The sequence below is a fragment of the Brevundimonas sp. P2_A6 genome (assembly GCF_056404975.1).
The window spans coordinates 960439-972399 of record NZ_JBFUCZ010000001.1; the positions used below are offsets into that span (position 1 = coordinate 960439).

Below are 11961 nucleotides of genomic sequence, written 5' to 3' on the forward strand. Positions count from 1 at the left end.
TTCCATCAGCCGCGCGACTGGATCGGAACGTAATCGCGCTGGGTCGGTCCGGTGTAGAGCTGGCGCGGGCGGCCGATCTTCTGCGCCGGATCGGCCAGCATTTCTTCCCACTGGGCGATCCAGCCGACGGTGCGGGCGAGCGCGAACAGCACGGTGAACATCGAGGTCGGGAAGCCCATGGCCGACAGGGTGATGCCCGAATAGAAGTCGACGTTCGGGAACAGTTTGCGCTCGATGAAATACTCGTCCGAAAGGGCGACGCGTTCCAGTTCCTTGGCCACCTGGAACAGGGGATCGTTCTCGGCTCCGACGAGGTCGAGGATCTCGTCGGCCGATTCCTTCATGACCGTCGCGCGGGGATCGTAGTTCTTGTAAACTCGATGGCCGAAGCCCATCAGCTTGTATTTCTTGGCTTTCACGCCCTCGATGAATTCCGGAATCTTGTCGGGCGTGCCGATTTCCTTGAGCATCATAAGCGCCTCCTCGTTGGCCCCGCCGTGAGAGGGCCCCCACAGGCAGGCGATCCCGGCGGCGATACAGGCGAACGGGTTGGCACCCGACGAACCCGCCAGACGCACGGTCGAGGTCGAGGCGTTCTGTTCGTGATCGGCGTGCAGGGTGAAGATCCGGTCCATGGCCTTGGCCATCTTGGGATCGACGACATAGTCCTCGGCCGGGACGGCGAAGCACATGCGCAGGAAGTTCTCGGCGTAGCTGAGGTCGTTGCGCGGCGAAACGAACGGCTGGCCGATGTGGTATTTGTAGGCGCGGGCCGCGATCGTCGGCATCTTGGCGATCAGGCGGATCGCGGAAATGTCGCGCTGGACCGGATCATGGATGTCCAGGCTGTCGTGATAGAAGGCCGACAAGGCCCCGACCGCCCCGACCATGATCGCCATCGGGTGCGCGTCGCGACGGAAGCCCTCGAAGAAGCGATCGAACTGGGCGTGCAGCATGGTGTGGCGCGTCACCACGTTCTCGAACGCCTCGTATTGAGACGCCGTGGGGAGTTCGCCCTTCAGCAGCAGGTGGCACACCTCGATGAAGTTGGACTGAGACGCCAACTGCCCGATCGGATAGCCACGGTGCAGCAGAATACCCGCGTCGCCGTCGATATAGGTGATCGCGCTTTCGCAGGCCGCCGTCGAGGTGAAGCCTGGGTCGAAGGTGAAAGCGTCGGTGGCACCGTACAGTTTGCGGATGTCGATGACGTCGGGGCCGGTCGAGCCCGACAGCACCGGCAGTTCGACGGTCTTGTCGCCATAGGTCAGGGTCGCCGATCCGGCGGATTTGGAGGCTTCGGTCATCAGGCACCCTTTCGACGGTGTTCGGACCGGAGGGGAGAGCCCGGTCCGCGACGGTTATCCACGCTCATCTAGTCTGTTGCAGCGCATCATCCAAGCGGCCGAGCGATTCTTCGCGGCCGAGCGCGGCGAGCGTCTTGGCGATATCAGGCGAGACGCCGTCGCCGGTCAGGGCGGCGCGGACGGCGGGGCCGATCTTGCCGAATCCGACCGCCTCCTCTTCGGCGAAGACCTTGAGCTCGGCCTCCAGGGCGAACACGTCCCAGCTGGCGAACAGGCGGAGCCGGTCGCGCAGTCGGGCGATGCGCTCGCCCGACTCGCCGGACAGCAGGGGCATGGCCTTCTCGAAGATCTGTAGGGGCCGTTGGCGCAGGATGAAGCCCGTCTGGTCGGCCAGTTCTAGCAAGGTCTTGGCGCGGTCCTTGACGAAGGGCATGGCCCGCAGAAGCCGCGTCTCGTCGTCCTCGGCCAGGGCGTGACCGCGAGAGAGGTGGGTGTCCAGCACGGACTTGGCCAGCCGCTCGTCGTCGGCCAGACGCATCCAGTGGGCATTGACGTGGGCCAGCTTGTCGAAGTCCAGCCGCGCCGGCGCCTTGCCGACACCATCCAGATCGAACCATTCCAGCGCCTGGTCGTCGGCGAACAGTTCGTCGTCGCCGTGCGCCCAACCGAGCCGGGCCAGGTAGTTGCGCATGGCCTCGGGCAGATAACCCATCTGCGCATATTCATGGACGGCCTGCGCACCGTGCCGCTTCGACAGTTTCGCGCCATCGGAGCCGTGGATCAGGGGGATGTGGGCGAAGGTCGGGCGGGGCCAGTCCAGAGCATCGTAAATCAACGATTGACGAGCGGCGTTATTGAGATGGTCGTCGCCGCGGATGACGTGGGTCACCCCCATGTCATGGTCATCGACGACGACGGCGAGGTTGTAGGTCGGCGCGCCGTCGGATCGCAGCAGCACGAGGTCGTCCAGATCCTCATTGCCCCAGCTGACCTCGCCCTGAACGGCGTCGTTCACCACGACACGACCGGGCAGGGGCCGGCGAAAGCGGACGACGTGCGGCTGGGACAGGTCGTCCACGGTCGGTGCGCGATCGCGCCAGGGCGATTCGAATGTCCGCTTCTCAGCCTTCGCCACGTCACGCAGTCGGCCGGTTTCCTCGGCGGAGGTGAAGTCCCGATAGGCGGCCCCACGCTCCAGCAGGTCGTCGACGATCTCGCGGTGGCGGTCGGCGCGGGCGTGCTGGAAGACCGGTTCCTCGTCCGCGAACAGTTCCAGCCAGCTGAGGCCGTCGAAGATCGCCTTGACCGCATCGTCGGTCGAGCGTTCGCGATCGGTGTCCTCGATGCGAACCAGGAACTTGCCGCCGCGGCCCTTCGCGTAAAGGTAGTTGAATAATGCCGTTCTTGCGCCGCCTATATGGAGGTAGCCGGTGGGCGAGGGGGCGAAGCGGGTGACGACTTGGGGAGCGGAGGAAGAGGTCATGGGGGGCGTGTCCGAGCGGGCCGCCCTTATACCCCCCGACGCCGCAAAGCCCAGCCCGAGAGAGCGGATCGCGGCCTGGTTCGCCGATCAGGTGCGGGCGCAGTCGCTGCGCTGGCGGCTGCTGGCCCCGGTCGCCTTTGGTGGCGGGGCGGCGATCTATTTCGCGCTGAAGGGCGAGCCGCCGCTGTGGCCGCTGGTCGGTGTGGCGGTACTAATTCTGGGGGTATGGCTGGCTGCACGATGGCGCGGACTGGGGCGGCGGGTGACGATCCCGCTGATGCTGATGGCGTGTCTGGCCGGCGGGCTGGCGGGGGCCAAGGTGCGCAGCGACCGGGTCGCGGCGCCCATCGCGCCCGCCATGGCCGAGCCGACCGTGATCGAGGGCTGGGTCGTCGATGTGGACAGCCCGGGCGACCGGGGGCATCGGGTGGTAATCGCGCCGGTCCGCATCAAGGGGCTGGCCCCGGAGGCGACGCCGATCCGGCTGCGGGCCACGGTGAAAGGCGAGCCGCCGGTGCCGGGATCGGCGATCCGGCTGTTCGCCATCCTGAACCCGCCGCCACCGCCGGCCAGCCCTGGGGCCTATGATTTCGGCCGGGGGGCCTGGTTCGAACGGATGGGCGGGACGGCGTTCGGGCTGGGTGAGACCCGGCCGGCGAACCTGTCGCCTCCGCCGTGGAGCCTGCGGATGGCGATGCGCGTCAATGCGATGCGGTTTTCTCTGGCCCAGCGGATCGTTGATCGGCTGGGCGAGCGGACCGGCGGCATCGCGGCGGCCATGACGACGGGGCACGAGACCTGGATCCAGCGCGAGGATCTGGACGCGATGCGCGATTCCGGGCTGGCGCACATCCTGTCGATCAGTGGTCTGCACATGGCGATCGTCGGTGGGTTCGCGTTCTTCCTGGTGCGGTTCGGCGTCGCGGCGTGGCCTTGGGCGGCGCTGAGGGTGTCGGGCAAGAAGGTCGCGGCCGGCTCCGGGTTGATCGCGGTGTGGAGCTATCTGGTGCTGTCCGGCGCGCCAGCCCCGGCTGAGCGATCGGCGATCACGGCGTCGATCGCCTTTCTGGCCATCCTGCTGGATCGGCAGGCGATCAGCATGCACGGGCTGGCGGTGGCGGCCATGGTGGTGCTGATCCTGCAGCCCGAAGCGATCGTGACGCCGGGGTTCCAGATGTCGTTCGCGGCGACGGCGGCGCTGGTGGCGCTGGCCGAGGCCTGGCCACCGCGAACGCGAGAGCTGTCGGTGCCCTGGCCCATCGCCCTGTTCCAGTCGGCGCGGCACTGGCTGGTGATCGCGGTCAGCGCCAGCTTCGTCGCGGGGGCGGCGACGGGGCCGTTCGCCATCCAGCATTTCAACCGGACGGCCGTGTTCGGCCTGATCGCCAACCTGGCGACATCGCCAATCGCGGATTTCGTCATGATGCCGGCGCTGGCCCTGGGGGCGGTTCTGGAGCCGGTCGGGCTGGGTGGGCCGTTCCTGTGGGTGGCGGGCAAGGGCGTCGATGCCATGCTGTTCGTCGGCCACTGGGTCGCCGAGCTGCCCGGCGCGGTCCGGACCATCGCCAGCGCGCCGGACTATGTTCTGCCGATCTCGTTCCTGGGGGTGCTGTTCGTCTGTCTGTGGCAAGGGCGGCTGCGGTGGGTCGGGCTGCCGTTCGTGTGCGCCGTGCTGCTGTGGCCACGCGATCCGACACCGACCGTCTGGATCGGCGATGGCGGCACGAATGCAGCGTACAGCGTCGACGGGCAGGCGGTCGTGGTGCGGCCGGGGGTGCGCGCGTTCGCCACCGACCTGTGGTCACGCCGACGGGGGCTCTCCGCCGTGGATCGCCCCGAAGAGGGTTGGGTCTGCGCGCGTTATTCCTGCGCGCCTGAAAAGGTGGATGCAACGATCGCGCTGTGGTGGGGCAAGACGGCACCGGACGCCGAGGCGCTGTCATCTCTGTGCGCATCCGCTCCGCTGGTCAGCGTGCGGGCGACGGTGTCAGCCCTGCCGGCCGCCTGCGAGGGGCGACTGGTGCTGGACGGCGTCGACTACGCACGCGGCGGAGCGGTCGAGCTGTGGCGGACGCCTGACGGTTGGCGGGCCGTCTGGTCGTCGGATGCGCGCGGCGACCGGCCGTGGAGCCGGATCGGTGATCCGGACTCCGGAGACGCGGCCCCTGTTGATGCCCTCTAGTGGTATTGGCGGATAAGGCCGACCAGCTTGCCCTGAACCTCGACCTGATCGGGGCCGAAGATACGGGTCTCGTAGGCGCGGTTGGCGGGCTCCAGGGCGATGGAATTGCCCTTCTTGCGCAGTCGTTTCAGCGTCGCCTCCTCGCCTTCGACCAGGGCGACAACGATCTCGCCGGACGAGGCGGTGTCGACGCGCTTGATGACGACCAGATCGCCGTTGAGGATGCCCGCCTCGATCATCGAATCGCCCTCGATCTCCAGCATGTAGTGCTCGCCCGCGCCCAGCATGGATTCGGGCACGGCATAGCGGCCGTGATCCTGTTGCAGGGCGGCGATGGGAACCCCCGCCGCGATCTTGCCGACCAGGGTCAGCTCGCGGGTATCGTTGGCGGGTTCGAGGGCGGCGCTGCGTCCGCCACCCTCGATCACGGCAGGCTTGAAGCCCGCGCGGCCCCGCACCGGCCCGGTCGTGGCCTGCTCCGGCAGCTTCATGACCTCGAGAGCACGAGCGCGGTGGGCGAGGCGACGGATGAAGCCGCGCTCCTCCAAGGCCGTGATCAGCCGGTGGATGCCCGACTTGGACGCCAGATCCAGCGCCTCCTTCATCTCGTCGAACGAGGGGGAGACGCCTGTCTCCTTGATCCGCTCGTGGATGAACATCAGGAGTTCGTGCTGCTTCTTGGTCAGCATGGTGAGAATCGCCCTCAGAACAAGTCGTGAACCGTTGCCGATGTTCTGTAAGTGTTCTTGCCTAATGTCAACTTAACGGGAAACGGGCTCCAGCAAGATGCGCGTCGCCGCCTCGACTTCGCTCTGACGCATCAGGCTTTCGCCGACCAGGATGGCCCGCGCCCCTGCCGCCGACACTTCGGCCACGTCCGACGCCGTGAAGATCCCGCTTTCGGCCACCAGCAGGGCACCCGCCGGGGCCATGGCGGCGTAGCGGGCGGTGGCGGACAGATCGACCTCGAAGGTGCGCAGGGATCGGTTGTTGATGCCGATCAGGTCGCCGCCCAGGGCCACCGCGCGGGCCATCTCGGCCTCGTCGTGGGTCTCGATCAGGGCGTCCATGCCGAAGCGGCGGGCCTCGGCCAGCAGGTCGGCGGCGAGCGCGTCGTCCACCATCGACAGGATGATGAGGATGGCGTCGGCGCCCAGGGCCCGGCTCTCGGCCACCTGCCAGGGATCGACCAGGAAGTCCTTCCTCAGACAGGGCAGGGCGGTGGCGGCGCGGGCGGCCCCCAGATAGTCGTCGTGGCCCTGGAAGCTGGGTTCGTCGGTCAGGACGGACAGGCAGGTCGCGCCGCCCGCCTCATAGGCGCGGGCCAGGGCGGGCGGGTCGAAGTCTGCGCGGATCAGGCCCTTGGACGGACTGGCCTTCTTGATCTCCGCGATCAGGGCGGGGCGTCCGCCGTGCGAGCGCTTGCGAAGCGCCGCCAGGAATCCGCGCGGCATGCCGGCGACCATGGCCAGCGATTCGACCTCGGCCAGCGGGCGGGCGGCCTTTCGGGCGGCGACGTCCTCGCGCTTGTAGGCTGCAATCTGTTCCAGGATGTCGGTCATGCGTCGGTCTCGACCGGATCGGGGGCGGAGGTGATCGCGGCCAGCCGTGTCAGCGCCGTGCGGGCCGAACCGTCGTCGATGGCGCGAGCGGCGAGGGCGACACCGTCCTTCAGGTCCGTCGCCCGATCGGCGACGACCAGGGCAGCCGAGGCGTTCAACAGGACGATGTCGCGATAGGGTCCGGCGGTCCCGTCCAGCAGGGCGGTCAGGGCAGCAGCGTTGGTCTCCGCGTCGCCTCCCCGCAGATCCTCGATGTCGGCACGGGGCAGGCCGGCGTCCTCGGGGCTGACAGTGAAGCGGCGCACGGTGCCGTTCTTCCATTCGGCGACCTCGGTCGGACCGGTCGTGGTCAGTTCGTCCAGACCCTGGCCGTGGACGGTCCAGGCGCGGACGGCCCCCAGATTGCCGAGCACCTTGGCCAGGGGCTCCAGCAGGAGGGGGTCATAGACGCCCATGACCTGACGCCGCGCCAGGGCCGGGTTGGACAGCGGACCCAGCAGGTTGAACACGGTGCGGAACCCGATCTCGGCCCGGATCGGCCCGACGTGGCGCATGGCCCCGTGATAGTGGGGCGCGAACAGGAAGCAGATTCCGGCCTGATCCAGCGCCCGCCTCTGACGCTCCGGCCCAGCGGTCAGGTCGACGCCCAGGACCGAGAGCACGTCGGACGAGCCGGAACGCGAGCTGAGCGCACGGTTGCCGTGCTTGGCCACCTTCAGGCCCGCCCCGGCCAGCACCAGGGCGGCGGCGGTCGATATGTTCCAGGTGTGCTGGCCATCGCCGCCGGTCCCGCAGGTGTCGATGACCTCATAGGGCTGGTCGAATGGGGTCGCGGCAGCGCGCATGGCGCGGGCGAAGGCGGTGATCTCGTCCACCGTCTCGCCCCGGATGCGCAGGGCGGTGACGGCGGCGGCGACCTGGGCCGGGGTCGGTTCGCCGCGCAGGCAGGCGGCGAAGAAATCGCCAGCCTCGGCCTCGCTCAGCGTCTGGCCATCCACCAGACGGGCCAGCAGCGGCTTGATGCTGTTTTCAGCAAGAGGGGCGGACACGGCCTCAGACCATGGCCAGGCGCTTGACGCCCGCCAGATCGAGGAAGTTGGCCAGCAGGGCGTGGCCGTGTTCGGTGGCGATGGATTCGGGGTGGAACTGGACCCCGTGGATGGGGCGGGCGTGGTGCTGAACGCCCATGATCTCGCCGTCCTCGGTCCAGGCGGTGACGTCCAGGCTGTTGGGCAGGGTGGCGCGGGCGACCGCCAGGCTGTGATAGCGGGTTGCGGTGAAGGGCGACGGCAGCCCGGCGAACAGGCCACGACCATCGTGGGTGATCGGCGAGGTCTTCCCGTGCATCAGGGCCTTGGCCCGGACGACGTCGCCACCGAAGGCCTGGCCGATCGCCTGATGGCCCAGGCAGACGCCCAGGATCGGCATGTCGTCGGGAGCCGTGGTGATCAGCGGCAGGCAGATTCCCGCCTGATCCGGGGCGCAAGGGCCGGGTGACAAGAGCACCGCCTCGGGCTTCAGCGCCCAGGCCTCGTCGACCGTCATGTCGTCGTTCCTGACGACATGAGTCTCCGCGCCCAGCTCCGCGAGGTAGTGGACGAGGTTGTAGGTAAAGCTGTCGTAGTTATCGACGACCAGGATCATCCGGCGCTTCTAGAGGGTGGTTCCGTTCCCGCCAAGCGGACGCGTGCGCGCAACGGATCGTTAACCAACTCGGCGCGAAATCAAGGCTCGCTTCGGAGTGAGTGTCGATGACTGCCGCCACGGATCAGATTCAGGCCGCCCGGGACGCGCTTACGCCCGTAGACGTCCGGCCGCCTGTCTGGCCGACGCTCGCAGCCGCCGCGCTGACGGCCACTGCCGCCGTGCTGCTGGCGGGGGTGATGGTCCTGGGTCCCGGGGTGGCGATCGAGGATCCCGCGCCGCTTTCGGCCGACTTCTAGACCCCGCCCGCGTCGTTCAGCGGCGCGCCCAGCTCGAACCGCCAGGCCTCTTCGGCGGCCCGCATGGGGGCGCGGGCCTTGGCCTCGGTTTCCGCATATTCGGCCGCCGGATCGCTGTCGGCGACGACCCCGGCTCCGGCCTGGACGAAGACCTGGCCGTCGGCGAACAGGGCGGTGCGTAGAACGATGCAGATGTCGGCTTCTCCGCCCGCAGAGATGTAACCGACGCCACCGCCGTAGCCGACGCCGCGCTTTTCGGTCTCCAGTTCGTCGATGATCTCCATGGCGCGAACCTTGGGTGCGCCCGACAGGGTGCCGGCGGGCAGGGCGGCCAGTAGCGTGTCGACGGCGTCGAGGTCGGGGTGGGCGCGACCCTCGACATTCGAGACGATGTGCATGACCTGGCTGTAGCGTTCGACGACGAAACTCTCGGTCACGCGGACACTACCGGGTGCGGCGACGCGGCCGACGTCGTTGCGGCCCAGATCCAGCAGCATCAGATGCTCGGCCAGTTCCTTCGGATCAGCCAGCAACTCGGATTCCAAAGCGCGGTCGGCCTCTGGTGTCGAGCCGCGGGGGCGGGTGCCGGCCAGCGGGCGGATGGTGACGCCGCCGTCCTTCAGCCTGACCAGGATCTCGGGGCTGGACCCGGCCAGCTGGAAGTCGTCGAAGTTCAGGAAGTAGAGATAGGGCGAGGGGTTCTGACGTCGCAGCGAACGATAGAAGGCGAAAGGATCGCCCCCCCACGGCGCGCGGAAGCGGTGGCTGAGCACGACCTGGAAGATATCGCCCGCGCCGATGTAGTCCTTCGCGGCGGCGACCAGACCGGCATAGGCGGCCGCGTCGACGGGCGAGGCGAAGTCGATCGCGGGTGTGGGTTCGGCCTGGGCGCGGCCGAGCAGCGGGCGACGAAGACGGGCCTCGAAGTCATCCAGACGGGCCTCGGCCGCATCGATGGCCGCCTCGGCATCCTGGCCGGGCCAGACCGGCGCCATGACGACGATCTCGTGCTTCACCGAATCGAAGACGGCAATCACCGATGGACGGGTCAGGACGGCGTCGGGCAAATCCAGCGGGTCGGGGTTCGGCGCGCCCAGCGGTTCCAGCAGCCGGACCATGTCGTAGCCGAACACGCCGAACAGGCCGGCCGCCATGGGGGGCAGGCCCTCGGGCAGGTTGAAGCGCGTCCGGGCGATCAGGGCGCGCAGGCTGTCGAGCGCGCCGCCGGCTTGATCGACATAGCGTTTCGCGGCGATGTCCGGCCCTTGCGCGATCGATGCGAGCCCGTCACGGCAGCGCCAGACCACGTCGGGATCAAGTGTGATGATCGAGTAACGGCCGTTAAGCGCCCCGCCTTCGACCGATTCCAGCAGAAAGGCGTGCGGCCGGCCCCAACCGACCTTGAGATAGGCCGAGACCGGCGTCTCCAGGTCGTCGATTATTCGACGCACCGCGATCTGCGGTCGTCCGGCCGTCAGTCCTGCGACCAGAGCCTGCCGGTCGGTCGCCTGGCTCATTGAGCGGGAGCGGTCGTCGGTGCTGTGACACCCAGAGCCGCGATGGCCGCCGCCGGATCGTTGGTCGCCTTCGATCGGGCGGCTCCGGCGGTGACCAGCTGTTCGACGCCCGCGTTGACGATGTCGCTGCCAATCCGGCTGCGGATCTGATCGGCCAGTCGAGAGGCCGTGGCCGGATCGGCGGAGCGGATCGCGTCGACGCGGCCGACGACGAAGGTGTTCTCGACGCCCGGGCCCGTGAAGATCTGGCCGCGGGCCTGGCCGAACAGACCCTCCAGCACGCCCTGACCCAGGGCGGTCTGTGTCTCGGCGTTCTGCTGCACGCCGGTGCGGTTGATCAGGGTCGCTCCGGCCGAGGCGGCGACGGCGGCGATGTCCTGTCCGCCGCGCACGCGGGCTGCCAGTTCTTCGGCCTTGGTCGACAGGCGGCGAGCGTTTTCACGCAGGGTCCACTGCTGGGCCAGCGGGGCGCGGACCTCGGCAAGCGTCGGCAGGGCAGCGGGGCGGACGTCGTCGAGGCGCAGCACGAAATACTGGCCCTGGCCCGCATCGATCACATCGCTTTCGCCACCCTTGGTCAGGGCATAGGCGCTTTGCAGGATTTGCGGCGGGGCGTTCATGGGCTGACCATCCGGCAGGCGACCGTCCTGGGTGAAGGGGGGCAACTGAACGAAGCGTGCACCGACCTGCTCGGCGGCGGCGGCGAGGGGCTTGCCCTCGGTGCGGGCCTTTTCGTAGGCCTCCACACGGGCATAGACGCGCGCCTTCATGTCCTCCTCCTGCAGCTCCGCGACGACGGCGTCCCGCGCGCCGTCCAGCGTCGCGGGGGTGCCGGGCAGGATCAGGGTCAGCTTGGCGACGGTGAAGCCGACGCGGCCCTGGACCGGGGCGGACACGGCATTGGCAGCCAGGCCGAACACGGCGGTCGCGACGGCCGGGTCGGGCAGGGCGCTCTGGGGCTGCGCTTCATAGACGGCCGGCTGGATGTTGTTGGCCTCTGCGACGGCCTGGGGCGTCTGACCCGCACGCAGGGCCGCGGCGATCCGGTCGGCGGCGGCCTTGGTGGGAACGGTCAGGGTCGTGAAGGTGCGACGTTCCGGGGTGGACAGGGCGTCCTTGCGGAAGTTGAACCGCTCGACGATACGGGCCTCGGGAATGGCGGGGGGCGTGAAGCCGGGCGCGTCGTTGAACAGCAGGACTGTGGCGATGCGGAACTCCGGACGGCGCAACTGCGCCGCGTTCTCGCTCAGGAAGGCCGTCAGCTGGGCGTCGGTCGGGGCGGGCGCCGATGCGGCCATGGCCTGGGTGACGACAAACCAGCGGCCGTCGCGGCGCTGGAAGGCCTGACCGGCCAGAAGGGCACCGTAGATGCGCGGCGTGCGAAGGCCGGCCTGGATCGCCGTGCCGAAATGCTGGCTGACCGCGGTGTCGCGGAACTCGTCTTCCAGCATGACCGGCGTAACGTTCTGGGCGGCCAGGGCCTGTTCGTACTGGGCCTGGTCGAACTGTCCCGTCACCTGGTTGAAGAAGGCGGGGATTTCGCGGATGCGCTTGAGGACCAGCTCTTCGCTGATGCGGATGCCGGCCTTGTGCGCCCAGTTCAGGAAGCCCAGCCGATTGGTCTGGCCTTCCAGATAGCGGACATGCACGTTTTCCTTGACCAGGTCCTCGTTGCTGACGGGGCGTCCGGCCTGCTCCTGCATGCCGGTGCGGACGCGTTCGAACTCGGAGCGGAACTGGGCCACGTCGACCGAGCGGTCACCGGCCGTGATGATGTGCTTCGGACCCAGATTGCGCAGAACGTCCGTCTGGCTGCCGCCGACGATCAGGAAGCTGAGAATCAGAAGAACGAACAGACCCGCCGCCCACTTGGATTTGGCGAAGTCACGGAACAGGGAAATCATCGAGTGGGCCTGACGGTCGGACGGCGAGAAGCGCCAGAGGGCGTATAGGGGAGGCAGACGGTC

The 11961-nt window shown here is 68.5% G+C and carries 10 protein-coding genes; 2 read left to right on the forward strand and 8 right to left on the reverse strand.

The window, feature by feature from the left end; genetic code table 11:
• Positions 1-5 precede the first annotated feature (5 nt).
• Both gltA and gltX read right to left on the reverse strand, forming a co-directional pair.
• On the reverse strand, positions 6-1307 hold the full coding sequence (gene gltA, locus AC1DW4_RS04900; RefSeq protein WP_477016102.1) for a citrate synthase: 1302 nt from the start codon (positions 1305-1307) through the stop codon (positions 6-8).
• A gap of 64 nt (positions 1308-1371) precedes the next feature.
• On the reverse strand, positions 1372-2790 hold the full coding sequence (gltX, locus tag AC1DW4_RS04905; protein WP_477016103.1) for a glutamate--tRNA ligase: 1419 nt from the start codon (positions 2788-2790) through the stop codon (positions 1372-1374).
• On the opposite strand from gltX, the gene AC1DW4_RS04910 reads away from it, so the two are divergent.
• A complete protein-coding gene (locus AC1DW4_RS04910) occupies positions 2789-4972 on the forward strand; it encodes a ComEC/Rec2 family competence protein (protein WP_477016104.1) in 2184 nt (727 codons plus the stop codon). The two genes, gltX and AC1DW4_RS04910, sit on opposite strands and share 2 nt — an antisense overlap.
• Here AC1DW4_RS04910 and lexA read toward each other — a convergent pair.
• The 4 genes from lexA to AC1DW4_RS04930 form a co-directional block, all read right to left on the reverse strand.
• Positions 4969-5661 carry a transcriptional repressor LexA gene (lexA, locus tag AC1DW4_RS04915; RefSeq protein ID WP_477016105.1) on the reverse strand — a complete coding sequence of 231 codons (693 nt, stop codon included), beginning with the start codon at positions 5659-5661 and terminating at the stop codon, positions 4969-4971. The genes AC1DW4_RS04910 and lexA overlap by 4 nt on opposite strands.
• A gap of 72 nt (positions 5662-5733) precedes the next feature.
• The gene (gene trpC / locus AC1DW4_RS04920; RefSeq protein WP_477016106.1) at positions 5734-6534 is read right to left on the reverse strand and encodes an indole-3-glycerol phosphate synthase TrpC; all 801 of its coding nucleotides are present in this window, start codon (positions 6532-6534) and stop codon (positions 5734-5736) included.
• The gene (gene trpD, locus AC1DW4_RS04925) at positions 6531-7583 is read right to left on the reverse strand and encodes an anthranilate phosphoribosyltransferase (protein ID WP_477016107.1); all 1053 of its coding nucleotides are present in this window, start codon (positions 7581-7583) and stop codon (positions 6531-6533) included. Before trpD ends, trpC begins: the two co-directional genes overlap by 4 nt.
• A gap of 4 nt (positions 7584-7587) precedes the next feature.
• Entirely contained in the window at positions 7588-8178 is a 591-nt protein-coding gene (locus tag AC1DW4_RS04930) for an anthranilate synthase component II (RefSeq protein WP_477016108.1), read from the reverse strand.
• Between the two features lie 107 nt (positions 8179-8285).
• On the opposite strand from AC1DW4_RS04930, the gene AC1DW4_RS04935 reads away from it, so the two are divergent.
• Positions 8286-8477, forward strand: coding sequence for a peptidoglycan-binding protein (locus AC1DW4_RS04935; RefSeq protein WP_477016109.1), 192 nt, complete (start codon positions 8286-8288; stop codon positions 8475-8477).
• Here AC1DW4_RS04935 and trpE read toward each other — a convergent pair.
• Positions 8474-9994 carry an anthranilate synthase component I gene (gene trpE, locus AC1DW4_RS04940; protein WP_477016110.1) on the reverse strand — a complete coding sequence of 507 codons (1521 nt, stop codon included), beginning with the start codon at positions 9992-9994 and terminating at the stop codon, positions 8474-8476. The genes AC1DW4_RS04935 and trpE overlap by 4 nt on opposite strands.
• Positions 9991-11898 (reverse strand): peptidylprolyl isomerase, encoded by a 1908-nt coding sequence (locus AC1DW4_RS04945; RefSeq protein WP_477016111.1) that lies wholly within the window; start codon positions 11896-11898, stop codon positions 9991-9993. The genes trpE and AC1DW4_RS04945 overlap by 4 nt, the downstream gene beginning before the upstream one ends.
• Positions 11899-11961 lie beyond the last annotated feature (63 nt).